We start from the raw sequence: 26017 nt of genomic DNA, 5'->3' as shown, positions 1-26017 counted from the left end.
ACCGCGCTCAGCAGGCCGAAGGCCGCGAGCGTCGAGGTGCCGGCTGCGAGGAACATGCTCGAAGGCTACGAGCCGGATTTCGCCACGTCGACAGGTTTTCCACCTGCGGGAACCCGGAGCAGAAGCCACCCCACGACGGCCCCGGCGAACTGGAACCCCGCTATCGCCAGCACCAGCCCGATCGGCCCGATCGCATCGGCGGACGCGGCGGTCAGCGCGGCCCCGACCGCCGAGGCCGCGATCTTGAGGCTGCCCGCCGTCGTGTTGACCTGGCCGAGCCGTCCGGGCGGCGCCTCCCGCTGCCGGAGCATCAGCGTCGCCGCGAACACCGGCCCCTCGCTGATGCCCGCGGCGACGAAGGCGGCCGTCGCCCATGCCAGCGACGGCGTGACGGCGAGGGCGGCGAGCGAGGCCCCGAACGCGACGAGCCCGGCGAGCATGACCGGCTCCGCGTGCCGGGGCGTCAGCCAGCGGCTGGACGCCAGCGACCCGATCAGCGAGCCGACCGCCATCGCGACGAGCAGCCGTCCGCCCGCGCTCGGGGCGGCGCCGATGTGCTCGGCGAGCAGCACCGCCGTCACCGCGACCCCGCCGAACCCCGTCCACGCGAGCGTCGTCGCCGCCGTGAGCGCGCGCAGCACACGTCCCCGGACCAGCACCACCAACCCGCCCGTGAGCATCGAGGACCACCCGCCCACCTCCGCCTTCCCATCGGCAGGCGGCCCGGTGAAGGGCAACAGCGGAAGCGTCAACAACCCCAGAACACCAGCGACCACAATGGCGACCCCGGCAAACTGCCCACCCGCCAAGGCAGCGAGCCCAGCAGCCAGACCAGGCCCCGCGATGGCCGCCAGGTTGTAGCTGGACGCCTCAAGCCCATAAGCCCGCGAAAGCCGCCCCGGCGGGACGAACCGCGGCAGCAAACTGGTAAGCGCCACCACCACCGGCTCAGTGCAGCCGATCACCGCCGCGACAAGCAGCGCAAGCACGAGCGGCGACCGCCCCGCCATCGCGAGCAGCAGCGCCGTAGCGACGGCATACCCGGCGGCAAGGGCGACGGCGACACCGCGCGGCCGGGCCACCCTGTCCACGACGATCCCGAGCAACGGCCCGCTCAGCACGTACGGCAGCGTCATCGCGGTCTGCAGATAACCGGCGCTGGCGGCGTCCCCCGTCCGGGCCTGGACGGTCAGGACCAGCGCCGTCGCGACCCCCTCGGCCGACACCCGCAGCAACGTCGCCGACGTGAGGTGCAGCGGCAGCGCCGCCGATCTGCCGATCACCTTCCGCATGGTGGCACAGCGGAGGGACAGAAGATCCGGCCGCCTAAACTGCAGAGTGTGACGGCAGCGAAGACGGCGCATGAGCATCGGGTCACCAGCGAGGTCGGACGGCTGCGGACCGTCCTCCTGCATCGTCCCGGCGCGGAACTGAAGCGGCTCACCCCGCGCAACAGCGACAAGCTGCTGTTCGACGCGATCCCGTGGGTGGGCCGGGCCCAAGAAGAGCACGACGCGTTCGCCGAGGCCCTCCGCTCACGCGGCGTCGAGGTCCTCTACGTCACAGAGCTCCTCCAGGACGCCCTGGAATACGAGGCCGCCCGCGAGCAGGCCATCGCGGACGCCATCGTCGACCTCCGCCTGGGCGACCAGCTCCGCCGCGTCGTCGAGGAGTACCTGCGCGACCTCGACCCCGAGAACCTCGCGCACACCCTGATCGCGGGCCTGGCACACGAGGAGCTGAAGGCGGGCCACGGCCTCGTCTACCGGCTGATGAACCGCCTGGACTTCATCGTCGACCCGCTCCCCGGCCTGCTGTTCACCCGCGACAACAGCACCTGGATCAGCGACCAGGTGGCCGTGACGAGCCTCGCGATGGAGGCCCGCCGCCGCGAATCCGCCCTGACGGGCCTCGTCTACGCCCACCACCCACGCTTCGCAGACGTAGACCCGGTCTACACCCCGAACCTCGAACACCTAGAAGGCGGAGACGTCCTCCTCCTGACCCCAGGCGTGATCGCCGTAGGAACCGGCGAACGAACAACCCCCGCAGGCGTAGAACGCCTGGCCCGCCAGGTCATAGGAGCCGGACTGGCACACACCGTCCTGGCCGTCCCCATAGCGCAGGAACGCGCCACCATGCACCTGGACACCGTCTGCACGATGGTCGACGTGGACACCGTCGTCATGTACCCCCCGGTCGCCCATTCCCTGACCGCCCACACGGTCACCCTCAACAACGGCGACCTCCACGTGAGCGAACCGCGCCCCTTCCTAGAAGCAGCCGCCGAAGCAATGGGCCTGGACCGCCTCAAGGTGATCGACACCGGCCTGGACCCGGTCACCGCAGAACGCGAACAGTGGGACGACGGCAACAACACCCTCGCCGTAGCCCCACGCCTATGCGTCGCCTACGAACGCAACATCGAAACGAACGCCCAACTGGAGGCGTCCGGCATAGAGGTCATAAGGATCACCGGCAGCGAACTGGGCACCGGCCGAGGCGGCCCCCGCTGCATGTCCTGCCCAATCCTCAGAGACGACCCAGCCAAATAGACGAAGTCCGAACGAGCGCGCCAAGCGCAACCAGCGGACGCACCCACCCCAGCCACCACCGCAACTAAACAACAACCTCAACGCCTGCGATCGCGTCCGAAGGCAGGTTCGAGCTTGCGAGAACCTGATCGCGCAGCGAGCCGCCAGGCGAGTCGGAGCGATGCAGCGATCGCGCCGCGTTTCTCGACGATGGAGGCCCGCCAGGGCCGAAGGAGGAGAGAAATGCAATAAAAACGTATACAGCTCGGGCGGTGTCGACGGGGGCACGACAACGCCCGAGCTTGGGAGGGACACTACAAGGTCGGCGGGAGATTCTCTAGGTGGGGTTCGTGTTAGGCCGGATATGCCCTGCTCGCAGCGGTCCCGTTTCGTCTTCCGTCGCGCAGATCGTCCGGTTCGTCCGTGAGGTCGGGGAAGTCGGCGAGATCGGGGACGACGGTGTGCGCCCCGGCGGGGGCGGCCTGCCCGTTCTTCCCGCTGGGCGACTTCGGGGCCCGCAGGACGGCCCAGACCGTGGTGGAGCCGTCCTCGTGGCGGACGCCCCAGCCTTCGGAGAGGGCCTCGACGATGCCGAGCCCGCGCCCGCCGAGCGAGGAGAGGGTACCGGGGCCGCGGCGCGGCTCGGTCATGGCGCCGCCGTCGCTGACCTCCAGTTCGAGGACGTCGCCGCGGCGCAGCCAGCAGACCCTGACCTGGCCGGACGGCAGCGGGCGGGCATGGCGGAGGGCGTTGCTGAGAAGCTCGCTGACGATGACGCTGGCGTCGTCCACGACGGACTCGTAGACGCCCGAGTCGACCAGCTCCGAGCTGAGGCGCCTCCGGGCGACCGCGACGCTGGACGGTGCGTGTGGGAGCAGTACGACGCTCGACGCCCTCACCTCCCCGTGGTTTCGTGAGCTCGGATGAGTCCCGTCACCGCTCTTCCAGTACGACCGAAATGCCCTGATGGCCAGGACCGGAAACCCGAACGGTTCATTCGCCACCTGCACAACGAGTCACCGGCCATCCGGTCACGGTGATCACCCCCGCATCGGAATCCCGTCACGAACGGCAACCATCCAAGGATCTATCCAGCCAACGGCGGATTTACTCCTCCGGCGCTCGTTTCGTCCGTCACACCCGGCGGACGCCGCACTTTCCCGCAGGAGAGCGGCCGCGACGACCGTCGAGACCACATGAATGCCCTGGTCACGGCCGTCTTATCGTGGCGCGACGGTTCGGGTTTGGTTACGCTGAGTAGTCACAGGACGGCCCGTCCGGTCACTGACGGGAGACGTTGACGCCAGGGCGCTGCGGCCGGTCAGGGCGCGGCCCGGAGGACGAGCCGCATGCACGTTCCGTCACCGGCATGCGCGCCACCTGCGGGTCCATGGCCCTCTGTCTCGTGCAGAAGAACGTTCGGACGGTGTACCGAACCGTCCGATCGGAGGGTCTCGTCCCGCCGGGCCGGGCCTATGTGAGATCCCTCACTTTTACGGCGCCGGGCCGGATGCGCGGAGATCGTTCCGCCCTGCTCCTCCGTGAGGCGTTTGACGATGTACAGGCCGAGCCCGATGCCGCCGAACCGCCGCCGGTCCCCGGCGTCGCCCTGGACGAACCGCTCGAAGATCCGCTCATGGTCGCCGGCCGGGATGCCGACGCCCTCGTCCTCCACGGTCACCACGATGCCGGCGCCCTCGCGGACGGCCCGGACGCTGACCGTCCCGCCGTCCGGGGAGTACTTGAACGCGTTCTCCAGCAGCTGCCCGAGGATGATGTCGGTCGCCATCGCGTCCCCGCGGCAGGACGGCAGGCCGGGTTCGATCTCCAGCTCGACCCGGTGCAGCGACGACAGCGACCGGAACCCGGCGACCACGCCCTCCAGCACCCGCGTCAGGTCGAACGACTCGATCGTCACGGTCAGCTCGTCGGCGCCCGCGCGGGAGCCGAGCAGCAGGTGCTCGACGAGCCGGCCGAGCGACTGGGCGCGTTCGGCGATGATGGCGACGGCGTCGCGGCGGTCGCCGTCCGACAGCTCGTCCCACCGGTTGACCAGCGTGGACGCGAACCCCTGCACGACCGTGATCGGGGTGCGCAGCTCGTGGCTGGTGGTGGCGAGGAACAGGTCCTTGGCCTCCTCCAGCGCCTTCGCCTCCGACACGTCGCGGAAGTCGACGACCAGCTCGCCGGTCTCCTCGATCTCGGCGGCGAGCACGTTCAGCCACGTCCCGGACTCCAGCCGGAACGTCAGCATCTCGCCGAGCGCGGGCATGCCGAACGGCAGCGGCCGTCCGATCGCGTCCTCCGGCGGGATGCCGGTGAGCGCGTGCGCGGCGGGGTTCCACTGCCGGACGACGAGATCGTGGTCGAGTACGGCGATCCCGTCCGCGCTGGAGTCGATCACGGCGCGCTCGTGCGCCCGCTGCCGGACGACCTCCGCGTACGCGACGGCGTTGCCGACCGCGACGCCCGCATGCCCGGCGAGAAGCTCCAGCAGCTCGAGCTCGGTGTGCCCGACCTTGTGGCCGGAGAACAGGGCGTACAGCGCGCCGTACGGGCGGTTCTGCAGGTACGACAGGCCGAGCGCGATCGTGTGCAGCCCGGACAGCTCGGACCAGATCAGGTCGCCGAGACGCTGCTCGCCCGTCGCGAGCTTGACCGTCTTGCCCGACCGCAGCAGCTCCCCGACCAGGCTCGTCTTCAGGTCGGCGGACGTGCCGCGCATGTGCTCCGGCAGCCCGGACATGTTCACCAGCCGCAGCCGGTCGCCCTCGATCCGCACGAAGCCGCCCGCGTCCGCGCCGGTCAGCTCGATCAGCGCGGCGGTGATCCGGTCGAGGACGACGGCGAGGTCCAGCTCGGCGTTCAGGTCGGCGACGATGTCGTTCAGCCGGCGGACGAGCCGGGCCCGCTCGGTCATGTGGTGCTGGACGATCTCGTCCTCGTCCACCGGGTGGTACACGCCGACCCAGCCGAGCGGGGTTCCGGACGGGTCCTTCAGCAGGCTCGTGTCGATCCGGACGTCGATGAGGCGGCCGTTGCGGTGGAACCGGCGGGTCGCGATCGAGATCTGCCCGCCGTCCCCATCGCCCTCGGCGTCGGCGCGGCGGGTGACGAGCCGTTCCTGGACGGCGTTGTGCTCGGCCTTCAGCTCGTGCGGGACGATCGGCGGCACCCGTCCGACCATCTCCTCGGCCGTCCAGCCGAACATGCGCTCGGCGGCCGGGTTCCAGACGGTGACCCGGTGCCGCTGGTCCACGGCCACGATCGCGTCGGCGGCGCTCTCGATGACGGCCCGCGCGATCGGGTCATGGACGTGGTGGTGCACGCCTGTCATCGTGCCACCGGTCTCCGGCGCCGCGCCGGGTAACTTACGCCGAAACTTTCTACTGGAACCCCGCCTGAACAGGAACCTTACTTTTTCGTAAGCCTGCCGATGAGGAGCGCGGCGGCCCCGGCGACCAGGAACGACAGCAGCGAGGCGCTCATCCAGCTCTGCGGGCCGAAGTGCAGCACGTCCTGGACGTCCTGCCAGAAGCCCGCCCATCTGCCGACGGTGCCGGGGTTGATGAGCTGGTAGACGACGAACCCGGCCGCCCAGGCGGCGATCATGCCCCAGCGGGACGGCGCCGTCCTGGACACGTCCCAGCCGTGTCCCCGGCGGCGGCGTCCAAGGAAGAAGTCAGCGGCCAGGACGCCGAGCATGGGCACGAACACCGATCCGATCAGTGACAGGAATCCGGCGTAGTCGCCGATGTCCAGCACCAGCGCGAGCACCGTGACGATCACGCCGAGCGCGACGCTCAGCACGCGCCGGTCGGCGCGCGGGACGAGGTTCTGGATCGACACGGCCGTGGAGTAGGTGTCGGCGAACGACTGGTCCGCCTCGCGCAGCACGAACACCGCGAAGAACACGACGCCGAGCGTGACGCCTAGGAACGGGTCGAAGACCTTCGACGAGTCGCCCGCCACCAGCGCCAGCGCGAGCAGGCCGAGGACGTACGCGACGATCTGCGTGACCGAGTATCCGGCGGCGGCCGCGCCGAACGCGGCCTTTTCCGTCCGGGAGTGCCGGGTGTAGTCGGCGGCGACCGGCACCCAGGAGATCGACACCGCGAGCGCCGCGTCCGCCCCGATCCAGAAGCCGCCCCACGATCCCTGCGTCAGGTCGGGCAGCGGCTCGCGGAGCAGCTGGACGTAGAAGTAGACCAGCGCGATCGCCACCGCGACCGTGACGTAGCGGCGCAGGATCCGCACGGAGCCGAGCGGCCAGATGGTCAGGACCGTGGTGAGGGCCCCGGCGGCGACCACGTAGCCCCAGCGCGGCACGCCGTCCCACAGCTCGCGCGCCGCGTCCGCGATGACGATCAGCTCGAACGTCCCCCAGCCGATGAGCTGCGCGACGTTCAGCACGGTCGGCGCGTACGACAGCCGCGCGCCGAACAGGCCGCGGAGCAGCACCATCGCGGGCTGGCCGGTACGGGCGCCGGGCACCGCGGCGAGGCCCAGCATCAGCCCGCCCAGGATCGTTCCAACGGCCATCGCCGCGATGCCCGCCATGATCGACAGGGTGGGCCGGCCGTCGGCGTCCGGTGCCAGGACCGTGTAGGCGCCGGAGAAGGCCAGCAGGCTGACCCCGAGGTTCGCCCAGAAGGCGCTCTGGTCCCAGAAGCCGAGCACCCTGGGCGCGGGCTCGTCGAGCGTGAACGGTGCTTCGCTTTTAGGACGCGCCGAACCGGCACGCGCATCAACCTCGGACGCCACGGGACAACACACTCCCTACGCCGGCATTACCCGGACAGGTTCATGCGGTCGGCGGCGCCTCTAAGGCCGCCCTCTCAGCCCGGCTTGCACGCGTCCGGCTTGCGCCGGTTCCGGTGCGGCCCGAGCTCCCGCGGTCATCGGTCGGGCCCGATCGTACAACCGCCCGACTTCCCCCAAAAGGGCACAGATCACTAAAAGGGCGTGGATCGCCCCGGAGTCAGCCGATCATGCGCGGCCCCGTCCCGGCCACTTATGGCCGGGCCGCTTCAGGCCACGTACGGGGCCCCGTCGCCGCCGCCCTCCATCGGACGGCCCGCCTCGACCCAGCCCTTCATCCCGCCGTCGACGTTCCTGGCCAGCCAGCCCGCCTGGTTGAGCGCCACCGTCACCTGCGCGGACCGCGCCCCGGACCGGCAGATCACGTAGACCTCCCGGTCCCGGGGGACCTCGCCGGCACGATCGCCCAGCTGGCCCATGGGGATGTGGACCGCAGCCGGGGCGTGGCCCGCGTCCCACTCGTCCTGTTCCCGGACGTCCAGCAGGTAGCCGTCCTGCGGTACGTCAGCGGCTCCCACCGCCGGCACGTCGTCCCCGAAATTCATCACACCCCCATGGAACCGCGCGAAGCCCCCCTGCGTCGAATCACGCATGCGGTATCGGACGCTCCTTTTCGCGTCGCCCGGGCTGGCCATGGTGCTGTCCCTGGCCGCCTGCGGCGACGAACAAGCCAAGGGGACCCCCGCCGACAAGCCTTCGGGCACGACGTCCGTGCAGCCCTCCGGCACGCCGGCGGACACCCTCACCATCAACGTCAAGGCCTCCAAGGAGGCCCCCGCCAAGACCTGGACCCTGAACTGCGAGCCGCCGGGCGGCGACCATCCCAAGGTCGCCGACGCCTGCGCGGCCCTCGCCAAGGCCAAGGACCCCTTCAAACCCGTCCCCAAGGAACAGCAGTGCACCCTGATCTACGGCGGTCCCGAGATCGCCACGGTCAAGGGCACCTGGCAGGGCAAGGAGATCGACGCCCAGTTCTCGCGTGACGACGGCTGCCAGCTGCACCGCTGGGAGCAGGTCGGCCCGCTCTTCGGCCCCGTGCCGAAGGTCCGCTGAACGAGCCATCCCCGTTCCGGCTCCGTCCAGAAAGCCACGACCACCCATCGGCCCCGCCCGGTCATCCGGGCGGGGCCTGTTTCACTTCAGGAGGCGGGACATCCGGCGGTCGGCGAGGGGCTTTCCGCCCGTCTGGCAGGTCGGGCAGTACTGGAGGGACGAGTCCGCGAAGGAGACCTCGCGGACCGTGTCGCCGCAGACGGGGCATTTCTGGCCGGTCTTGCCGTGGACGCGCAGGCCGGTCTTCTTCTCGCCCTTGAGGTCCTGGGCCTCCAGCCCGCGCGAACGCTCCACGGCGTCGCGCAGGGTGGTGACGATGGCGTCGTGCAAGGTCGCGACGTCGTCCTCGGTCAGCGAGGCGGCGATCTTGAACGGGGACATCTTCGCGACGTGCAGCACCTCGTCGGAGTAGGCGTTGCCGATCCCGGCGATCACCTTCTGGTCGCGCAGCAGGCCCTTGATCTGGGTGCGCTTGCCGTCGAGGATCGCGCCGAGCGCCGCCGGGGTGAACGCGTCGTCCAGCGGGTCGGGGCCGAGCGAGGCGACGCCGGGGACGTCCGAGGGGTCGCGGACGACATACACCGCGAGGCCCTTCTTCGTCCCGGCCTCCGTCAGGTCGAAGCCGGAGCCCTCGTCCAGGTGGACGCGCATGGCCAGCGGGTTCTTGCCGCCCGGCCGGACGGGCCTGGCCGGGATCTCGTCGCGCCAGCGCAGCCACCCGGCCCGCGCCAGATGGATCACCAGGTGCAGGCCGTCCACGTCGAGGTCGAGGAACTTGCCGTGCCTGGCCGCGCCGGTGACGGCGAGCCCGCCGAGCGAAGTGACCGGCGGGTCGTACGTCTTCAGCGCGGAGATGGCGAGAACGTCCACGCGCGCGATGACGTGTCCGACGACGCGCTCCCGCAGGAACCCCGCCAGCGCCTCCACCTCAGGAAGTTCGGGCATGGCTTCAGTATCGGCGACGAGGGGCGATGTCCGTGTCCACAGGGCTGTGGAAGCCTGTGGAAAAGCTTGTGCACAACTCCGGACGCGGCGGGACGCGGGGCGTTTACAAGGTCAATACCTCAATGAATCCCCACAAACCTCCGGACGGGGAGGAGGACGGCCCGTCACCGAGGGTGTGGATAACTTCCGCGTAACAACCCGCCGGTAACCGCCCCGAGCAGCCCAAGACCCGACTCGGCGGGCATGTGACCGGGGTCACGAAATAACCCCTAGGGGGTACGGGTTGCCACGGGTGAGCCGTTATGGCAGCATGAGGGCCGCGAGATACCCCCCAGGGGTAAATATCCGAGGGAGTCGCCAGATGAGCACCGCCACCTACACCGTCACCGGAATGACCTGCGGCCACTGCGTCAGCTCGGTCACCGAGGAGGTCGAGCAGATCACCGGGGTGACCGGCGTCGAGGTCGACCTGCCGACCGGCCGGGTCACCGTGACGAGCGACGCGCCGATCGACGACGCCCTGGTCAAGGACGCCGTCGAAGAGGCCGGTTACGAACTGAAGCCATGACCGGCGCGCACCCCGCAGGGGCGGGGTGCGCCCCCTGAACACCGTGCCCCCCGGGCACCGGGTTGGAGTGATCGGGATGAACAGCGCTATCAAGCTGGGAGCCTACGCCGCCGGGCTGGCGGTCGTCTTCGGCGGCGCCGCCGGCGTCGGCAAGGTCGTCGGACCGGTGGGCGCCTCGGCCGAGACGGCGTCCCACGGCGGAGGCCACGGCGGCAGCGGCAGCGGCGGAGGTCACGGCGGCGGAGGCGGTGCGGCGGCGGCGCTCCCGCCCGGCGGCCTCCAGGTCTCCGAGGACGGCTACACGCTCGTCCCGCGCAAGACGACGCTGGCCCCCGGCAAGCGGACCGACTTCCGGTTCACCATCAACGGCCCCGACGGCAAGCCCGTGACCGGGTTCAAGCCCCTGCACGGCAAGCGGCTGCACCTGATCGTCGCGAGCCGCGACCTGTCGGGCTTCCAGCACCTGCACCCGTCCGAGGCGGGCGGCGGCGTCTGGACGGTCTCGCTCACGATCCCGAAGTCCGGCGTGTACCGGTTCTTCACCGACGTCCAGCCGGACGGCGCGAAGCGGCAGCTCACGCTCGGCACCGACGTGTTCGTCCAGGGCGACCTGCGGACGGCACCGCTGCCGAAGCCCGACCGGGTCGCGAAGGTGGACGGCTACGAGGTGACGCTGTCCGGCGGCCTCACTCCCGGCAAGTCCTCCGAACTCACCCTCTCGGTGAGCAAGGACGGCAAGCCGGTCACGGACCTGCAGCCGTACCTGGAGGCGTACGGCCACCTGGTCGCGCTGCGCCAGGGCGACCTCGCCTACCTGCACGTCCACCCGGACGGGGAGCCGGGCGACGGCGAGACGAAGCCGGGCCCCGGCATCACGTTCTTCGCCGAGGCCCCCAGCACCGGCGCCTACCGTCTCTACCTGGACTTCAAGCACGGCGGCAAGGTCCGGACGGCCGAGTTCACCGTCCACGCGGGGAACGCGCAGGTGCCCGCCCAGGAGAACGGGGGCGGCCACGATGACACGCCCCACACCCACTGACCCGTCCCGAACGACCGACGCAGAGCGCAGGGAGGAGCGACGATGAGCACGGACACCGCGTCCAGGCGGATCGAGCTGGCGATCGGCGGGATGACGTGCGCGTCGTGCGCCAACCGCATCGAGCGGAAGCTCAACAAGCTGGAAGGCGTGACCGCGACGGTCAACTACGCCACCGAGAAGGCCAAGGTCGAATACGCCGAAGGGGTGTCCCCGGACGAGCTGATCGCCACGGTCGCGAAGGCCGGCTACAGCGCGGAGGTCCCGGCCCCGCCGAAGCCCGAGCAGGGCGCCGGCGGGGAGGCGCGGGAGCCGGACGACGGCCTCCGGGCCCTGCGGCAGCGGCTGCTCACCGCGGTCGTCCTGTCGGTCCCGGTGATCGCGATGGCGATGATCCCGGCGCTGCAGTTCGAGGCGTGGCAGTGGCTGTCGCTGACGCTGGCGGCCCCGGTCGTCGTGTACGCGGGATGGCCGTTCCACAAGGCCGCCTCCACCAACCTGCGGCACGGCGCGGCCACGATGGACACGCTGATCTCGCTCGGCACGCTGGCCGCGTTCGCCTGGTCGCTGTGGGCGCTGTTCTTCGGCACCGCGGGTGAGCTGGGCGTCAAGCACGGGTTCGAGTTCTCGATGACCCGGTCGGACGGGTCGATGAACATCTACCTCGAGGCCGCGTCCGGCGTGATCATGTTCATCCTGGCCGGGCGCTACTTCGAGACGCGCTCCAAGCGCCGTGCCGGGGCCGCCCTCCGCGCGCTGCTCGAACTGGGCGCGAAGGAGGTCTCGGTCGTCCGGGACGGGCGCGAGGAGCGGGTGCCGGTCGACCGGCTGACCGTGGGGGACGTGTTCGTCGTCCGTCCCGGCGAGAAGATCGCCACGGACGGGACGGTCGAGGAGGGCTCGTCCGCGGTGGACGCGTCCATGCTGACCGGCGAGTCGGTCCCGGTGGAGGTCGGTCCGGGCGACACCGTCGTCGGCGCGACCGTGAACGCGGGCGGGCGGCTGCTCGTCCGGGCGACGCGGATCGGGTCGGACACCCAGCTCGCGCAGATGGCGCGGCTCGTGGAGGACGCGCAGACCGGGAAGGCGCAGGCCCAGCGGCTCGCCGACCGGATCTCCGGCGTGTTCGTCCCGGTCGTGATCGCGCTGGCGCTCGGCACGCTCGGCTTCTGGATCGGCACCGGCGAGCCCATCGCCGGGGCGTTCACCGCCGCGGTCGCCGTGCTGATCATCGCCTGCCCGTGCGCGCTCGGCCTCGCCACCCCGACCGCCCTCATGGTCGGGACGGGACGCGGCGCGCAGCTCGGCATCCTGATCAAGGGCCCGGAGGTGCTGGAGTCCACCCGGAAGATCGACACGATCGTCCTGGACAAGACGGGCACCGTCACCACCGGGCGGATGGCGCTGGTCGACGTCGTCACCGCCGACGGTGTCGATGAGGCGGACGTCCTGCGGCTGGCGGGGGCGCTGGAGAACGCGTCCGAGCACCCCATCGCCCAGGCGATCGCCAAGGGCGCGGTGGAGCGCGTCGGGGACCTCGGCGCGGTCGAGGACTTCGCGAACGTCGAGGGCCTGGGCGTCCAGGGAATCGTGGACGGCCACGGCGTGCTCGCGGGCCGTCCGCAGCTCCTCGCCGAATGGTCGCAGCACCTCACGCCCGAGCTCGAACGGGCCATGGCGGACGCGCAGGCGCTCGGCCACACGGCCGTCGCGGTGGGCTGGGACGGCGAGGCCCGCGCGGTCATCACCGTCGCGGACCAGGTCAAGCCGACCTCGCGGGAGGCGGTCGACCGGCTGCGGGCGCTCGGGCTGCGTCCCGTCCTGCTGACGGGCGACAACGAGACGGTGGCCCGCACGGTCGCGGACGCGGTCGGGATCGACGAGGTCATCGCCGAAGTCCTGCCGCAGGACAAGGTGGACGTCGTCAAGCGCCTCCAGTCCGAGGGCCGGACGGTCGCGATGGTCGGGGACGGCGTCAACGACGCCGCCGCGCTCGCGCAGGCCGACCTGGGCCTCGCGATGGGCACCGGGACGGACGTGGCGATCGAGGCGTCCGACCTGACCCTCGTCCGCGGGGACCTGCGGGCGGCGGCCGACGCGATCCGGCTGTCTCGCCGGACGCTCGGCACGATCAAGGGCAACCTGTTCTGGGCGTTCGCCTACAACGTGATGGCGCTGCCGCTGGCGGCGGCAGGGCTGCTGGTCCCGATGATCGCGGGCGGCGCGATGGCGTTCTCGTCGGTCTTCGTGGTCAGCAACAGCCTCCGCCTGCGCCGCTTCAAGGCGCTCTGAGCGCTAGCGTCCTTCGTCCGTGTGATCTCCACCGGAGATCACACGGACGTTGCTCGTCGCGTCGGTGCCTGCCGCCTGGGCGAAGACCGGGTCGATCCGCCCGGCCCGCCGGACCCGCCGCCAGGCCCACACGTAGAAGACGACCGTGAGGACGAGGAGCAGCGGCGCGAACCCGATCGGATGATCGGTGAGCGACCCGGCGTAGGCGTCCCCTCCGGGTCCGAGCCGGACCTCCACGTCCCGGCCGACGTCCCCGTGGTCGACTCCCTCGATGAAGCCGGACTTCGGCCTCCCGGCCTCGGTAAGCCAGGTGCCGGTGCACACCAGGTCGGGCGACCTGCCCTCCTGCTGCGTCTCGTAGTCGCATTTCGCCACGCGGGCCGTCGTGGTCTCGCCCCAGAGCGCGGTGTAGGCGACCATGCCGCCGATCACGCTGAACAGGGCGGCCACGAGGAACCAGCAGGCGCCGGCCAGGATCAGGCGTCCCCGGTACTCCCTGGCGGCCTTCTCCAGCCATCCGGCCATGATGATCGTCCCTCCGCCCGGCTAGGACGGCGATGCGGGACGAATGGTTCGGAGCGGGCACCGGCCCGCGGGGGTCACGCGTCCAGGGACATGCGGCGCAGCGCGGTGAGCACGGGCGCGAGGGACGGAGCGTCGGCGGCCGCGTCCAGCGCCTCGGTGAGGGTTTCGGCGTACGTGGGAGCGGCCTTCTCCTGGACGGCCCGTCCCTCGTCGGTGATGACGGTGTAGACGCCTCGGCGGTCCTTGGGGCACATGGCGCGGCGGGTGAGACCGGCGCTCTCCAGCCGCGCGACGAGGCGGCTGACGGAGCTCTGGTTGAGGCCGATGAGGTCGGCGAGCTCCTGCATGCGCAGCTCGCCGTCCTCGGCGCGGGACAGGCGGCACAGCGCCCGGTACTCCGACAGCCCGAGGCCGTGGCGGCGCTGGAGTGCCTTGGCCAGCTGATGCTCGACCCGGCCGTGCAGGGTGACGACGCCATCCCAGAGGAGGCCGTCCGCGGTGGTCTTCGCGGTGGTGGTCTTCGCGCCAGCGCCCATCTCGCGCCCCTCTCTCTTGACGCCAGCATACATGCAATGTGAACATCTGCATGTACATGCAAATTAAAGAAAGGGGCTCGACGATGACCAGTCCGCTGCTGCTTCCCTACGAGGGACCGCACCTGACGCTCCGCAACCGGATCGCGATGGCGCCGATGACGCGCAACCGGGCGGACGACGCGACCGGCGTCCCGAACCCACTGACCGCCGAGTACTACGCGCAGCGCGCGACGGCCGGGCTGATCGTCACCGAGGGGATCTGGCCGGGCGTGCTCGGCAAGGGCGAGCCCGGCGTCCCCGGCCTCACGACGGACGCGCACGTCACCGGGTGGCGTGCGGTGACCGAGGCCGTGCACGCCGCCGGCGGGACGATCTTCGCCCAGCTCTGGCACGTCGGCCGCATGACGCACCCGCGCACCCTGCCCGGCCGCGCGACGCCCGTCGCCCCCTCGGCGGTCCGGATCGAGTCGGCGAAGATCCGCACGACCGAGGGCTGCGTCCCGCATGTGACGCCGCGTCCGATGACGACCGCCGAGGTGGAGGCGACGGTCGCCGACTTCGCCACCGCCGCCCGGAACGCCGTGCGGGCCGGGTTCGACGGGGTCGAGGTGCACGGCGCGAACGGCTACCTCGTCCAGCAGTTCCTCGCCGAGAACACCAACCGGCGCACCGACCGCTACGGCGGCTCCCGCGACGGACGGCTGCGCTTCGCGCTCGACGTGGTGACCGCCGTGGCCACCGAGATCGGGCCCGGACGCGTCGGCCTGCGGATCTCCCCCGACAACCCCGAGAACGAGATCGCCGAGCAGGACCCGCAGGGCACCTACCGGACGCTCGTGGACGCCCTCGACCCGCTCGGCCTCGCCTACCTGCACCTCATCCAGCGCGGCGCGTACGAGGCGCTGGCCGACCTGCGTCCACGCTGGTCAGGCACCCTGATCGGCAACTTCAACGGCCCCGAGCCGACCTCTCAGCGCGCCGGCGAGGAGGCCGTTGCGGCGGGTCTGGCCGACGTCTTCTCCTTCGGCCGCCTGTTCATCGCCAACCCCGACCTGCCCACCCGCTTCGCAACGGGCGCCCCACTGAACCGGCACAACCCGTCCCTGGTCTACGGCGGCGGTGCCGAGGGCTACACCGATTACCCACTCCACCAAGAGGGACGCACCCACCCCAGCCTCCACCACGCCACAACCTGAACCGTCAGATCAGCCGCCACCGCGACCACGCGACAACCTCAACGCCTGCGATCGCGTCCGAAGGCAGGTTTCGAGCCTGCGAGAAACCTGATCGCGCAGCGAGCCGCCAGGCGAGACGGAGCGATGCAGCGATCGCGCGCATTTCTCGACGATGGAGGGCCCCCAGGGCCCGAAGGAGGAGAGAAATGCTATGAACAGGGCACGTCCCAGAAGGCGATCTCGTGGTGCATGCCTTCCAGGAAGAGGCGTTCGGCTGTTTCGGGGTCGGCGGCGGACTCGTCGATCATCTGGGCTATGCGGGCGGTGAGTTCGGCGAAGGCGGGGTCGGCGTAGGTGTCGACCCAGCGGCGGTAGCGGGGTTCGGACGGCGGGTTCTCGGCGAGCCGCCGTCCGAGCGTGGAATATCCCCACATGCAGGGGTAGAGGGCGGCGAGGCCGTCGGCGTATGTCGCGGCGCTGTTCAGGAGGAACGACGTGTAGGCGGCGCAGGCCGGGCCCTTCTGCGCGCCGTCCAGGTCGGCGGCGAAGCTCGCGGAAAGCGATCGGTGCAGGTCGAGCTCGTCGTGGAACGTCGCGTAGGCGAGGTCGACGAGGTCGCCTAGGTGGGCGGCGGGGGCCTGCCAGGCAAGGCGGGAGAACACGCGGACGTAGTCGTGAAGGAAGAGGTAGTCCTGCTCCAGCCAGGAGCGGAATATCGCCTCGTCCAGGGTTCCTTGGGCGATGCCCGCCACGGTGGGGTGCTTGAGCTGCTCGTCCACCAGCGGACGGCCGAGCTCCTCCAGATGCGCCGCGAGACTCATGGCCGCAGTCTCGCATCCCCCCGGAGGCCGGAAATGATCAGACCCCGCCGAGTCGTGCGACCCGGCGGGGCTCTGATCTTGCGCCGGTGTGTGGGGTCGCCTCTCGGCGAAAGGCACAACACGGCTCCAGCCGGACGGTATTCCGTGAAGGCAAAAGGTGAGGCCCGGGGACACCAGGCACACCGGCTGTCATGTGTAACCGACGGGACCCTGCGATTGTTCCCGGCCGCGCAGATCCGTGAACGCGCCCGTCCGGCGGACGGTGTGCCAGCCCAGCCGGGCCCCCAGCAGCGCGGTGGCCACGGACTGGACGACGACCAGGTACATCAGCTGCCGGTAGACGAACTGCTGGAGCGGCAGGGTCCAGAGCGGACGGATCCGTTCGCCGTCCAGCCAGAGCGCGTAGGCGCCTGCGGCGGCCTGCGCGGCGACGAAGACCAGCCACGTGAGGACGGGCACGGCCGGGTCGAGGAACAGCACGCCGAACAGCGCGAACAGGTCGATGGCGGGCGCGAACAGCGGCAGCACGATCTGGAACAGCGTCAGGTAGGGGAGGCAGCGGCGCCCGAACCGTCCCGAGCCGCCGCTCTCGATGACGGAGCGGCGGTGCTTCCACATCGCCTGCATCGTGCCGTAGCACCAGCGGTAGCGCTGCCTCCACAGCTGCCGCAGCGTGGACGGCGCCTCCGTCCACGCCAGGGCCTTCTCCTCGTAGACGACGCGCAGGCCGGTGCGGCAGATCGCCATCGTGAGGTCGGTGTCCTCGGCGAGGGTGTCGCCCGGGACACCGCCCAGCCGCGCCAGCACCGACCGGCGGAACGCCCCGATCGCGCCGGGGACGGTCGGCATGCATTGCAGGACGTCGAACATCCGCCGGTCGAGGTTGAACCCGATCACGTACTCGATGTGCTGCCAGCGTCCGAGGATGCCGCCGCGGTTGGCGACCTTGGTGTTGCCGCTGACCGCCCCGACCCCGGGGTCGGCGAACGGCGCGACGAGGTGGCGGACGGTGTCGCGCTGGAAGACGGTGTCGCCGTCCACGAGCACGAGGATCTCGGCGCGGGCGACCCCGATGCCCGCGTTGAGCGCGCTGGGCTTGCCGCCGTTCGGCTTGCGGATCAGATGGACGGTCGGCAGCGCGATCGACTCGACGATCAGCGCGGTGCGGTCGGTGGAGCCGTCGTCCACCACGATCACCTCGACGGTGCCGGGGTAGTCGGTGTCCAGGAGCGAGGCGACCGTCGAGGCGATGTTCGCCTCCTCGTTGTACGCGGGGACGATCACGGAGACGGGCGGGAACGGGTCGGGCGGTAGGCCATCGTCGGGCATGTCCGACATTTCCGGGTCGGGCTGGAACCCGTCGGGCGCGGTCCCGGGGGTGGCGGTCCCGGACGTGGCGTGCCGTCCCCGGCGCGACAGCCCCCGGACGCGCCGCATGTGGACGTGCGCGAACAGCAGCAGCATCACGAGCCGCAGCACGTAGGCGATCCCGGCCACCGCGAACAGGACGCCCATCGTCCCGGTGAGGGCGGACGCGGAGCGCTGCGCGGCGACGAGCGTCCAGCCCACGGCCTTCTCGTGCGCGGGCACCTTGACGACCGCGGAGGGCATGCTCAGCGCCTCCGTGAGCGTGGTGAACCGGTAGCCCTGCGGCTGGAGCCGCCGGATGATCTGCTCGACGGCCGCGACGGTGTCGGCCCGGTCGCCGCCGGAGTCGTGCAGCATCACCACCGCGCCCTGCCCGCGCCCCTCCCCGGCCAGCGCCGCCTGGACGATCTTCGCTGTGCCGGGACGCGCCCAGTCCTCGGTGTCGCGGTCGGTCAGGACGACGACGTACCCGTCCTCGCCCGCCCGCTTCGCCGCACGCCATTCCGGCCCGGTCAGGCCGTCCGGACGCGACGAGTACGGCATCCGCATCAGCCTCGTGTGCACGCCCGCCGCCCCCGCCAGCGCCCGCTGCGTGAGATCGAGCTCCAGACCCGCCCGCCATGCCGGAACGGTCGCGAGGTCCACATGCGAGTACGTGTGCGAGCCGATCTCGTGGCCCGCACGGAGAATCCGGCGGGTCAGCCCTGGATTCTCGGCCACGCGGGCGCCGACCGTGAAGAACGTGGCGTGCGCGTGGTGGCGGTGCAGGACGTCGAGCAGGCGGGGCGTCCAGACCGGGTCGGGGCCGTCGTCGAACGTCAGCGCGATCGTCTTCGGGGGCATGCGCCGGCTGCGCGGGACACCGTCCGCGAGGTTGACCACCGGCCCGCCGGACGCGACCGTGCCCGGAACCGTCCCCTTCCCGGCGTCAGGGCGCTCGTCCCGCGGCGCTTCACCTACGGCGCCGTTGGCGAACCCGTCCAGCAGCAGAAGCACGGTCAGCACCAGGCCGCCGAGCAGCAGCAGAAGCCAGTGCCCCCGGGGCTCGCCGCGCCGCGCGATCAATTGTTCTTCTTCTTGCGTCCCCACGCGGGCGGGCTCGCCTGCGACTTGCCCGGACGGCTCGTGGACGTGGGGGGCACCGGCCGCGCCGACGACGGCGGCGCCACGGCGGACGACCCGGGCGACGCGGGCGACGCGGGACCCGCGCCCTCGCCCCCTCGGGCCCCGCCCGGCCGGCCGGCGGCGCGCTGGTCGCGCGGCTTCTCCGGCGGGACGGCCGGACGGCTCAGCTCCACGCTCGGACGGCCGGACGGCTCCTTCCACGGCGTCAGCGGCACGTCCGGCCCGGTGGCCATGCCGATGCCCAGCGCGCCCAGGAACACGATGAGCACCGCCCCGGCGGTGAGGCCGAGCCGCCGCCCGAGCCGGGCGCGCCCGCCGGTCGAGTCGACGAACACGGGCGCGGTCGCGGTCGCGGCGGCGGCCACGGCCACCGTCTCCGTAACGGGCTCGGACTCCGTGAGCGGCGCGGTCTCCATGAGCGACTCGATCTCCGTGAGCGGCGCGGGCCGTGCGAGCGGCGCGGTCTGCGTGACGGGGTCCGTCCCGGTGACGGGGTCAGTCCCGGCGTCCGGCGCGGTCCCGGTGACCGGCTGCTCGTGCGATTCGGTCTCGGGTCCGGTGACCGGCGGGATGCCCGTGACGACCAGCTTGTCCCGGCGGTGGCGCGAATTGCCGGATATGGGGTCGCGGATCATTTCCGTCCAGATTCGTCACACTTCGTGAGGGGTGGCGAACGCCCGGGGGCCGTGCCGACCCGGACGTTCACTGGTTCAGCGCCGAACACCCGCGTACATGTCACACGCCTGTCAGAATCCCTGCACAATGGCGCGGGTGGAACGGGCCGACGAAGAGGAACTCGGCCGTGCACTGCGGGCGGCGCAGGACGGCGACGAGGAGTCCTTCCGCATGCTCTACCGCGACGTCCAGCCCCGCCTGATCCGCTTCGCCGGCGCGCTCGTCGGCCCCGACGCCGAGGACGTGACGTCGGAGGCCTGGCTGCAGATCGCCAGAGACCTGCCCACCTTCCGCGGCGACCTCGACGGCTTCCGCGGCTGGACCGCGACGATCACCCGGCACCGGGCGCTGGACCACCTGCGCCGCAAGTCGCGGCGGCCCGGATCCGACCTCCCCGTCGAGGAACTGGTCACGATGGCCGCCGAGGCCGACACCGAACTCGACGCCCTCGACGGCATCGCCACGCAGGACGCCCTGCGGCTGATCTCCGAACTCCCCCGCGACCAGGCCGAGGCGGTCATGCTCCGCGTCGTCGTCGGCCTGGACGCCAAATCCGCCGGAAAGGTCCTCGGCAAACGGCCAGGCGCCGTCCGGACGGCGGCCTACCGCGGCCTGCGGCGCCTCGCCGAGCGGCTGGCGCCCGCCGATCCGGACACCGCGTCACCCACCGATGCGGACGCCGCGTCACCCGCCGATCCGGACGCCCTGTCACCCGCCGATCCGGACACCGAGGACGCAGCGTCCGGCACCCGTCCCTTCGCCCAGAGTGACAAAAGCGGTGGTACCGGCGCTGAAGGGGTGACATGAGCGACCATCACCAGCCCGGAAGCCTCGACAGGCGGGCCGCCGAGCGCCTCCTCGACGGCGCGTACGACCATGCCCGGCTGCACGCCCTCCTCGCCGCGGCCGCCGCGCCGGGCCGTCCGGAGGAACTCGCGGGCGAGGACGCCGCCGTCGCCGCCTTCACGGCCGCGCCGCGTCCCGAGTCCCGGTCCAGGACGGCCGCCCTGCGCCGCTTCCTGACGGTCAAAGCCCTGGCCGTCGTCGGCGGCTCGCTCATCCTGACCGGAGGGGCCGCCTACGCCACGATCACCGGGCAGCTGCCCGGCCGCGACCCGGCGCCGCCGCCCAGCCCGTCGCACCAGGAGCGCAAGGACACCCACGGCGACGAGAACCCGGCCACCAGGTCCTCGTCGCCCGCGCCGCCGGCCACGGGCCCGTCGACGACGTCGCCGCACGGCAAGGCGAAGCAGCACGGCAAGTCGAGCGCACCGGGACAGCAGAGGAAGCAGACCAAGGACCCCAGGCCCCATCCGCCGAGGCACACCCCGGAGCCTCCGCGCGGGCCCGGCAACGACAACGGCAACCTGCCCACCGTGGGCGGCGTCGAGCCGGGCAACAACACCACGACGACCGGAGGATCCTCGGGCGCGAACCCTCCGCCGACCACGGCCCCCCGCAGCACGGGCGCCGGCCGTTCCGCCGGCCGACGGAACTGACCTTCCGGCGCCGGTCAGGTCGCGGACGCTTGTCGTGCGTTCCGGTTCGACTTGTGGGCCCACCTCGCCGGGTCCGCTTCCAGGGCGGACCTGTCCCAGCGACCGAGATCGGCCGCCGCCTCATAGGTGCCCTGCAGGAATTCGAGCAACGCCTCGTCGGGGCTAGGAGCGGTGCGCACGTCCTCGTACGGCAGCAGGAACTGGCCGTTCTCCCGGCTGTAGAAGGCACCGGACGGACCCACCGGACGGTCGGCGAACCCGTCCGGCTCGGGATAGGCGTAGGCGTAGAAGGCACCCTCGTCACCGCCGCCCGGCCAGAACCCGCAGCTGCTGAGCTCCTGGGAGTAGCCCTCCTCCATGACCCAGTCACCGCAGTTGGGGGCGCCGCCCGGGTGCCGGGGCGCGTCCCGTCCGGAGAACCGCGTGCAGGCGAGGTCCATCGCACCCCAGAAGAAATGCACGGGACTGACCTTGCCTGCGAAACGGGACCGGAACTCGCCCATCACCCGCGACGCCTGCAGCAGCTGGCGCCAGAACAGGTGCGCTGCCGCGGCGTCGTACGAGGCGTGCCGGTCGTCCTCCGCGAACGGGATCGACGGGTCGACCTCGTTCGGACGTGCCTGGATGGCGGTCTCGATCCCTAGCTCGGCGAGGGCGCGCATCGTCCGGTCATAGAACTCCGCGACCGGCATGGGCTCCAGCGCGAACCCGCCGGTGGCCCCGTCGCTGGCGCGCAACTGCAGCCGATGCTCGACGAAGTCGAACTCGATGTCGAACGCCCCGCCCTGGTACGGGATCGCGGACGTGGTGAGGCCGCGCGGGCTGACGTACAGCGTCACCTGCCACCAGTGATTCACCAGCGGCGCGTTGACGAGCCGGACCTTCCCGACGATCTGCGTCCACATGTGCAACGTGTCACGCGTGTCGCGCCAGTCGTCGACCCGCAATCGAGGCCACGAACCCCGCCCCTGCTCCACAGCAGCCCCCTCCTTCAACCGGACGAATCATGCCCGAGCGCGCTCGGCCCAACCCCGGCGGCACGCGTCAGAGGCAGCCCTCGAACTGGGGGACCTCGACGTCCGAGAGGTCCAGGCCGGACGTGCCGAACCATTTGGTCATGAAGGCGGCCATCGTCCCGTCCTGGTACATCAGGGTGATGGCCCGGTTGAGCGCCTCGCAGCCGTCGGGGTCGCCCTTCCGGATCGCGATGCCCGTCCGCCGCTCCCCGAACCTGGCGTTCAGCAGCCGGAACGCGTCGCCCCGCCGCGTCTTCAGCCCGGCCAGGATCGTGTCGTTCGTCGTGATCGCGTCGATCCGGCCGTCGCCGAGCATCGTCAGGCAGTCGTCGTAGGACCTCGCCGCCACCGGCACGGCCGCCACCTGCCGCTCCCGGGTCACCGCCTCCGCGGCGCCCGATCCCGTGACGGCGCAGATCCTGCGTCCCTTCAGGTCCCGCACACCGCGCACCTCGCGCTCACCGTCGCGGACGAGGATGTCCTGGTACGACAGCAGATACGGACCGGCGAAGGCGAGCCGCTGCGTCCACTCCGGTTCGAGCCAGAAGGTCAGCACCATGTCGACCTTCCCGTCCCGCAGCAACCGCTCCCGATCAGCCGCCAGCGCCGGGGCGAACCGGACCTTCTTCCCCATCCTTTCGGCCAGGTACCGCGACACGTCGACGTCCAGGCCCTCGAACCGTCCGTCGGGCGACCTGAACCCGATCCCAGGGAGATCCGGCCGGACGCCCGCCACCAGCGTCTGCTTCCCAAGGATGGACGGCTCTTCGCCGCCCGCGCACCCGCTCACCGCGAGGCAGCCCACCAGTCCCAGCGCGACCAGCCCCAGCCGTCGCCGCATCCGCAGACCCCCAAGCCTGTAGCGCGCCACGCCGGACGCTCCGCCCCAGGTGCGCAGGGGCCTGCGACCAACGTTCCAAGGAATGATCATCAAAGCCACACCCTGACCGCATTAGGACCTCGCCGCCGCCCGGGCCCCGGCCGCGCCCTCGCGCCCACACTGCCTCCACGCCGAGCACGCCGCAGGGGTCATCTCCTCACCACACGCGGAGACGTCCCATCCCACCTGCACCCAACCGCAGAGCGTGCGCTCCCCGCATCACGGGGGACGGCAGCTAGGGGGCCATCGGTACGGTGGCGACTTCGGGGGCGACGTCCAGGCGAGCGTTCGCGACGAAGGCGTGGAGGGCACGCAAGGCCGCTCCAGCATGGTTGCCCCAGTGGTTGAAGTAGGAGTACTGCCACCACCAGAGGGCTTCCAGCGGACGGTCCTGGTTGTAGTGCCGCAGCCCGTGGACGAGGTCGCTGGCGACGTCGACCAGGTCGTCCGACAGGCGGTAGGACGTGGGCTCGGTGTCCTTGTACGGGTCGAAGACCTCGACGTACTCGTCCATGACGGACAGGCGCTCGGACAGGCCCTGCCGGACGGCGTCGAGGTCGGGGTCGTCGCCGACCTCGGGCTCCCAGTTGTCCGGGAGGATCACGTCGGCGCTGGCGCCGAGCTGCGCGCCCGCCAGGATGACCTGCGACACCTCAAGGAGAAGCAGCGGGACGGTATGGACGCCGCCATCGCCGCGCGCGACGGCTTCCAGTCCGTTCAGATAGTTGTCGACGTGGCACGCCACACGTTCGGCGAGGGCGTTCCAGTCCTGCGGGCTGTTGGTGTCAGACATCGAGCAGCCTCCGTCCTTCGAATGCGCGGCCAAGCGTCACCTCGTCGGCGTATTCGAGGTCGCCACCCACCGGCAGGCCGCTGGCCAGACGGGTGACGGTGAGGCCCATGGACTTGACGAGCCGGGCGAGGTAGGTCGCCGTCGCCTCGCCCTCCAGGTTGGGGTCGGTGGCGAGGATCAGCTCGGTCACCGTCCCGTCCGCGAGGCGCTGCATCAGCTCACGGATGCGCAGATCGTCCGGTCCGACGCCCTCGATCGGGCTGATCGCGCCGCCGAGGACGTGGTAGCGCCCCCGGAACTCGCGGGTCTTCTCGATCGCGACGACGTCCTTGGACTCCTCCACGACGCAGATCACGTGCGGGTCGCGGCGCGCGTCCCGGCAGATCCGGCATTCCTCTTCTTCCGCGACGTTCCCGCACGTCTTGCAGAAGCGGACCTTGTCCTTGACCTCCTTGAGCGCCTTGCCGAGGCGTTCCACGTCGGCGGGGTCGGCGGCGAGAAGGTGGAAGGCGATCCGCTGCGCGCTCTTGGGGCCGACGCCGGGCAGCCTGCCCAGCTCGTCGATGAGGTTCTGAACCACCCCTTCGTACAACGGACCCCTCCTTTCTGCTACGTCCTATGTCGTCCGATACCCGCCGCCCTGCTCAGGTGCCGCCGGGTCCTCCCGAACCGCCGGGACCCCCGGAACCGCCGGGGCCGCCGCCGAGCCCGGGGAACCCGCCGGGCAGGCCACCGCCGCCGGCTCCGCCGCCGAGGCCGGGGATGCCGCCCCCGCCGCCCAGCCCTTGGGCGAGCGGTCCCATCTTCTCCTGCTGCAACTCCTGCACCTCGCGTCCGGCGTCGCGGATCGCGGCCAGGACCAGGTCGGCGATGGTCTCCGCCGTGTCGGCCGGATCGTCGACGTCAACGGCCTTCGGGTCGATCGTCAGCCCCGTGATCTCGCCCTGCCCGTTGACCGTCGCGCTGACGAGCCCGCCCCCGGCGGTCCCCGTCACCTCGGCCTCCGCGAGCTCGCGCTGCGCACTGAAGAGCTGCTCCTGCATGGCCTGCGCCTGCTGGAGCAGTTCCTGCATGTTCAAACCACCGGGTTCCACGGTGCACCTCCCTCTTCCGGCCCTAGTGAGGACCATCTCCTGGCGCTCCGCCAGCCACCGGACGTCCGTCCCCCGAGACTACGGGTTCGCACCAGGATGCGGTAAGAGCGCCCACCGGTGTGCCGACTCCCCCCAATCCCCACCAACGCCCCCCGCTTCCGGACGCCTCGCTTCGTCCGCCTCGCTCCGTCCACCCGATGCCGATACTGGTCGCGTGGACCTCGCCCTCGTGTTGCCCATGCCCGCCGACCTCAGCGAGCCGATCGAGCGTTTCCGGGCGCGACATCGGCACTGGGCGAGCCGCCCCATGCGGTCATGGCCCCATCTGTCGATCAAGGGAGGAGCGGGACTGTCCGAAGACCCGGCCTGTCTCGACCTGCTGAGGAAGATCACAGCGAAGACGGCCCCCTTCGAGGCGCGTCTCGGAGAACTCGCCGTCTTCCCCGGTGAGGGCCGGGTGTTGCATCTGCGAGTGGAGTCGCCCGGCTGGACGCGGTTGCACCGCACCCTTGTCGACACGATCGCCCGGCACACGGACGCCCAGATGCATCCGCTGGAGATCGCCGGATGGATCCCGCATGTGACCGTCCTGCGCCTGACCACCGAAGCACTGGCTCAACGCAAGCAGGTCTTCGCGGCGGCCCAACGGGCAGGACTCCCGTCGAATACTTCATTCACGGTCCGGAGCCTGCACATGGAGCGCCTGGACGCAGTCACCAACTGGTGGAACCCCACCCACACCTTCGACCTAACCGCCCCCACGTGAGCCACAACCCCGCGTGAGCCGGGGCCCGACGTGAGGCGGAACCTAGCGTGAAGCGGAACCCGGCATGAGCCGGAACCCGGCATGAGCCGGAACCCGGCATGAGCCGGAACCCGGCGTGAAGCGGAACCTGGCGTGAAGCGGAACCCGGCATGAGCCGGAACCCGGCATGAGGCGGGGCCCAGCGTGAAGCGGGGCCCAGCGTGAGGCGGGGCCTGGCATGAGCCGGAACCCGGCGTGAGCCGGAACCCGGCCTGAAGCAGAACCCGGCCTGAAGCGGGGGCCAGCGTGAGGCGGGGGCCAGCGTGAAGCGGGGCCCGGCGCCGGCTCGGGCCGCCGGGACGGGCCGGGACGGTTACGAGTTGTCGATTTCTCGGATGATCTGGCCGCCGAGTTCGCGCTGGAGGAGCGCCATCCCGCTCATCTCGGCCTCGGCGCCGTCGGCGTCCGCGTCGCCTTCCGGGTCGACCTCGTCACTCTCGTCCATCGGGGGCGGTT

The 26017-nt window shown here is 71.2% G+C and carries 25 protein-coding genes and 1 riboswitch; of the genes, 9 read left to right on the top strand and 16 right to left on the bottom strand.

Annotation, left to right across the window (positions count from 1 at the left end):
• Nucleotides 1-65: 65 nt before the first annotated feature.
• Nucleotides 66-1283 (bottom strand): MFS transporter, encoded by a 1218-nt coding sequence (locus tag E1287_RS16730; RefSeq protein WP_165969040.1) that lies wholly within the window; start codon nucleotides 1281-1283, stop codon nucleotides 66-68.
• Between the two features lie 57 nt (nucleotides 1284-1340).
• Here E1287_RS16730 and E1287_RS16725 point away from each other — a divergent pair, with 57 nt between their 5' ends.
• On the top strand, nucleotides 1341-2555 hold the full coding sequence (locus E1287_RS16725; RefSeq protein ID WP_131965875.1) for an arginine deiminase: 1215 nt from the start codon (nucleotides 1341-1343) through the stop codon (nucleotides 2553-2555).
• A 332-nt stretch (nucleotides 2556-2887) separates the two neighbouring features.
• Here E1287_RS16725 and E1287_RS16720 read toward each other — a convergent pair whose 3' ends face one another.
• From E1287_RS16720 to E1287_RS16705, 4 genes are all read right to left on the bottom strand, one after another.
• On the bottom strand, nucleotides 2888-3433 hold the full coding sequence (locus tag E1287_RS16720; RefSeq protein WP_243719091.1) for an ATP-binding protein: 546 nt from the start codon (nucleotides 3431-3433) through the stop codon (nucleotides 2888-2890).
• 422 nt (nucleotides 3434-3855) lie between these two features.
• Nucleotides 3856-5871 (bottom strand): PAS domain-containing protein, encoded by a 2016-nt coding sequence (locus tag E1287_RS16715; RefSeq protein WP_243719089.1) that lies wholly within the window; start codon nucleotides 5869-5871, stop codon nucleotides 3856-3858.
• 77 nt (nucleotides 5872-5948) lie between these two features.
• The gene (locus E1287_RS16710) at nucleotides 5949-7298 is read right to left on the bottom strand and encodes a cytosine permease (protein ID WP_131965874.1); all 1350 of its coding nucleotides are present in this window, start codon (nucleotides 7296-7298) and stop codon (nucleotides 5949-5951) included.
• A riboswitch (TPP riboswitch) is annotated at nucleotides 7293-7440 on the bottom strand. (Overlaps the previous gene by 6 nt.)
• Before the next feature lie 124 nt (nucleotides 7441-7564).
• Nucleotides 7565-7900 (bottom strand): rhodanese-like domain-containing protein, encoded by a 336-nt coding sequence (locus E1287_RS16705; RefSeq protein ID WP_131965873.1) that lies wholly within the window; start codon nucleotides 7898-7900, stop codon nucleotides 7565-7567.
• A gap of 46 nt (nucleotides 7901-7946) precedes the next feature.
• Here E1287_RS16705 and E1287_RS16700 point away from each other — a divergent pair, with 46 nt between their 5' ends.
• Complete coding sequence (locus E1287_RS16700; protein WP_131965872.1) at nucleotides 7947-8408, top strand: SSI family serine proteinase inhibitor; 462 nt, start codon at nucleotides 7947-7949, stop codon at nucleotides 8406-8408.
• A gap of 81 nt (nucleotides 8409-8489) precedes the next feature.
• Here E1287_RS16700 and E1287_RS16695 read toward each other — a convergent pair whose 3' ends face one another.
• The gene (locus E1287_RS16695) at nucleotides 8490-9353 is read right to left on the bottom strand and encodes a DNA-formamidopyrimidine glycosylase family protein (protein ID WP_131965871.1); all 864 of its coding nucleotides are present in this window, start codon (nucleotides 9351-9353) and stop codon (nucleotides 8490-8492) included.
• Nucleotides 9354-9714: 361 nt separating this feature from the next.
• On the opposite strand from E1287_RS16695, the gene E1287_RS16690 reads away from it, so the two are divergent.
• The 3 genes from E1287_RS16690 (at nucleotide 9715) to E1287_RS16680 (ending at nucleotide 13249) form a co-directional block, all read left to right on the top strand.
• Nucleotides 9715-9921: a heavy-metal-associated domain-containing protein gene (locus tag E1287_RS16690; RefSeq protein WP_131965870.1), complete on the top strand. Its 207-nt coding sequence runs from the start codon at nucleotides 9715-9717 to the stop codon at nucleotides 9919-9921.
• Nucleotides 9922-9997: 76 nt separating this feature from the next.
• Nucleotides 9998-10960 carry a hypothetical protein gene (locus tag E1287_RS16685; RefSeq protein WP_207934257.1) on the top strand — a complete coding sequence of 321 codons (963 nt, stop codon included), beginning with the start codon at nucleotides 9998-10000 and terminating at the stop codon, nucleotides 10958-10960.
• A gap of 42 nt (nucleotides 10961-11002) precedes the next feature.
• Complete coding sequence (locus tag E1287_RS16680; RefSeq protein WP_131965869.1) at nucleotides 11003-13249, top strand: heavy metal translocating P-type ATPase; 2247 nt, start codon at nucleotides 11003-11005, stop codon at nucleotides 13247-13249.
• Between the two features lie 3 nt (nucleotides 13250-13252).
• On the opposite strand, the gene E1287_RS16675 is transcribed toward E1287_RS16680, so the two are convergent.
• Together E1287_RS16675 and E1287_RS16670 are read right to left on the bottom strand one after the other, a co-directional pair.
• Nucleotides 13253-13774 (bottom strand): hypothetical protein, encoded by a 522-nt coding sequence (locus E1287_RS16675; RefSeq protein ID WP_131965868.1) that lies wholly within the window; start codon nucleotides 13772-13774, stop codon nucleotides 13253-13255.
• A gap of 74 nt (nucleotides 13775-13848) precedes the next feature.
• The gene (locus E1287_RS16670) at nucleotides 13849-14310 is read right to left on the bottom strand and encodes a MarR family transcriptional regulator (RefSeq protein WP_131965867.1); all 462 of its coding nucleotides are present in this window, start codon (nucleotides 14308-14310) and stop codon (nucleotides 13849-13851) included.
• 83 nt (nucleotides 14311-14393) lie between these two features.
• Here E1287_RS16670 and E1287_RS16665 point away from each other — a divergent pair, with 83 nt between their 5' ends.
• Nucleotides 14394-15506, top strand: coding sequence for an alkene reductase (locus tag E1287_RS16665; RefSeq protein ID WP_131965866.1), 1113 nt, complete (start codon nucleotides 14394-14396; stop codon nucleotides 15504-15506).
• Between the two features lie 188 nt (nucleotides 15507-15694).
• Here E1287_RS16665 and E1287_RS16660 read toward each other — a convergent pair whose 3' ends face one another.
• The 3 genes from E1287_RS16660 to E1287_RS16645 form a co-directional block, all read right to left on the bottom strand.
• Nucleotides 15695-16306 (bottom strand): transcriptional regulator, encoded by a 612-nt coding sequence (locus E1287_RS16660; RefSeq protein ID WP_131965865.1) that lies wholly within the window; start codon nucleotides 16304-16306, stop codon nucleotides 15695-15697.
• 189 nt (nucleotides 16307-16495) lie between these two features.
• Complete coding sequence (locus tag E1287_RS16655) at nucleotides 16496-18739, bottom strand: bifunctional polysaccharide deacetylase/glycosyltransferase family 2 protein (RefSeq protein WP_207934255.1); 2244 nt, start codon at nucleotides 18737-18739, stop codon at nucleotides 16496-16498.
• Nucleotides 18736-19434: a hypothetical protein gene (locus tag E1287_RS16645; protein ID WP_131965864.1), complete on the bottom strand. Its 699-nt coding sequence runs from the start codon at nucleotides 19432-19434 to the stop codon at nucleotides 18736-18738. Before E1287_RS16645 ends, E1287_RS16655 begins: the two co-directional genes overlap by 4 nt.
• 136 nt (nucleotides 19435-19570) lie before the next feature.
• Between E1287_RS16645 and E1287_RS16640 the strand changes: the two genes are divergently transcribed.
• Nucleotides 19571-20281, top strand: a complete 711-nt coding sequence (locus tag E1287_RS16640; RefSeq protein ID WP_243719087.1) for an RNA polymerase sigma factor — start codon at nucleotides 19571-19573, stop codon at nucleotides 20279-20281.
• On the top strand, nucleotides 20278-20973 hold the full coding sequence (locus E1287_RS16635; protein ID WP_131965862.1) for a hypothetical protein: 696 nt from the start codon (nucleotides 20278-20280) through the stop codon (nucleotides 20971-20973). Before E1287_RS16640 ends, E1287_RS16635 begins: the two co-directional genes overlap by 4 nt.
• Before the next feature lie 14 nt (nucleotides 20974-20987).
• Here the strand turns inward: E1287_RS16635 and E1287_RS16630 are convergent, their stop codons facing one another.
• The 5 genes from E1287_RS16630 to E1287_RS16610 all read right to left on the bottom strand — a co-directional run bounded on the left by E1287_RS16630 (nucleotide 20988) and on the right by E1287_RS16610 (nucleotide 24735).
• Nucleotides 20988-21950, bottom strand: coding sequence for a DUF5996 family protein (locus E1287_RS16630; RefSeq protein WP_131965861.1), 963 nt, complete (start codon nucleotides 21948-21950; stop codon nucleotides 20988-20990).
• Nucleotides 21951-22017: 67 nt separating this feature from the next.
• Nucleotides 22018-22830 (bottom strand): transporter substrate-binding domain-containing protein, encoded by an 813-nt coding sequence (locus E1287_RS16625; protein WP_131965860.1) that lies wholly within the window; start codon nucleotides 22828-22830, stop codon nucleotides 22018-22020.
• Nucleotides 22831-23104: 274 nt separating this feature from the next.
• Entirely contained in the window at nucleotides 23105-23662 is a 558-nt protein-coding gene (locus tag E1287_RS16620) for a DUF5063 domain-containing protein (RefSeq protein ID WP_131965859.1), read from the bottom strand.
• Nucleotides 23655-24254, bottom strand: coding sequence for a recombination mediator RecR (gene recR / locus E1287_RS16615; protein ID WP_131965858.1), 600 nt, complete (start codon nucleotides 24252-24254; stop codon nucleotides 23655-23657). Before recR ends, E1287_RS16620 begins: the two co-directional genes overlap by 8 nt.
• A gap of 52 nt (nucleotides 24255-24306) precedes the next feature.
• Nucleotides 24307-24735, bottom strand: coding sequence for a YbaB/EbfC family nucleoid-associated protein (locus E1287_RS16610; RefSeq protein ID WP_131965857.1), 429 nt, complete (start codon nucleotides 24733-24735; stop codon nucleotides 24307-24309).
• A gap of 235 nt (nucleotides 24736-24970) precedes the next feature.
• On the opposite strand from E1287_RS16610, the gene E1287_RS16605 reads away from it, so the two are divergent.
• Entirely contained in the window at nucleotides 24971-25522 is a 552-nt protein-coding gene (locus E1287_RS16605; RefSeq protein ID WP_165969039.1) for a 2'-5' RNA ligase family protein, read from the top strand.
• Nucleotides 25523-26017 lie beyond the last annotated feature (495 nt).

This window comes from Actinomadura sp. KC06 (assembly GCF_004348735.1).
In the GTDB taxonomy this organism is placed as follows: Bacteria; Actinomycetota; Actinomycetes; order Streptosporangiales; family Streptosporangiaceae; genus Spirillospora.
Note: the sequence above shows the minus strand (reverse complement) of the source record. Positions and strands in the feature narration are given on the sequence as shown.

What these genes read in the sequence shown, in the direction of transcription:
- E1287_RS16695 (WP_131965871.1), bottom strand. Translation starts at nt 9,353, where the DNA reads ATGCCCGAACTTCCTGAGGTGGAGGCGCTGGCGGGGTTCCTGCGGGAG.
- E1287_RS16635 (WP_131965862.1), top strand. Translation starts at nt 20,278, where the DNA reads ATGAGCGACCATCACCAGCCCGGAAGCCTCGACAGGCGGGCCGCCGAG.
- E1287_RS16665 (WP_131965866.1), top strand. Translation starts at nt 14,394, where the DNA reads ATGACCAGTCCGCTGCTGCTTCCCTACGAGGGACCGCACCTGACGCTC.
- E1287_RS16620 (WP_131965859.1), bottom strand. Translation starts at nt 23,662, where the DNA reads ATGTCTGACACCAACAGCCCGCAGGACTGGAACGCCCTCGCCGAACGT.
- E1287_RS16670 (WP_131965867.1), bottom strand. Translation starts at nt 14,310, where the DNA reads ATGGGCGCTGGCGCGAAGACCACCACCGCGAAGACCACCGCGGACGGC.
- E1287_RS16610 (WP_131965857.1), bottom strand. Translation starts at nt 24,735, where the DNA reads ATGCAGGAACTGCTCCAGCAGGCGCAGGCCATGCAGGAGCAGCTCTTC.
- E1287_RS16685 (WP_207934257.1), top strand. Translation starts at nt 9,998, where the DNA reads ATGAACAGCGCTATCAAGCTGGGAGCCTACGCCGCCGGGCTGGCGGTC.
- E1287_RS16680 (WP_131965869.1), top strand. Translation starts at nt 11,003, where the DNA reads ATGAGCACGGACACCGCGTCCAGGCGGATCGAGCTGGCGATCGGCGGG.
- E1287_RS16705 (WP_131965873.1), bottom strand. Translation starts at nt 7,900, where the DNA reads ATGAATTTCGGGGACGACGTGCCGGCGGTGGGAGCCGCTGACGTACCG.
- E1287_RS16660 (WP_131965865.1), bottom strand. Translation starts at nt 16,306, where the DNA reads ATGAGTCTCGCGGCGCATCTGGAGGAGCTCGGCCGTCCGCTGGTGGAC.
- E1287_RS16625 (WP_131965860.1), bottom strand. Translation starts at nt 22,830, where the DNA reads ATGCGGCGACGGCTGGGGCTGGTCGCGCTGGGACTGGTGGGCTGCCTC.
- E1287_RS16700 (WP_131965872.1), top strand. Translation starts at nt 7,947, where the DNA reads ATGCGGTATCGGACGCTCCTTTTCGCGTCGCCCGGGCTGGCCATGGTG.
- E1287_RS16690 (WP_131965870.1), top strand. Translation starts at nt 9,715, where the DNA reads ATGAGCACCGCCACCTACACCGTCACCGGAATGACCTGCGGCCACTGC.
- E1287_RS16675 (WP_131965868.1), bottom strand. Translation starts at nt 13,774, where the DNA reads ATGGCCGGATGGCTGGAGAAGGCCGCCAGGGAGTACCGGGGACGCCTG.
- E1287_RS16645 (WP_131965864.1), bottom strand. Translation starts at nt 19,434, where the DNA reads ATGATCCGCGACCCCATATCCGGCAATTCGCGCCACCGCCGGGACAAG.
- E1287_RS16715 (WP_243719089.1), bottom strand. Translation starts at nt 5,871, where the DNA reads ATGACAGGCGTGCACCACCACGTCCATGACCCGATCGCGCGGGCCGTC.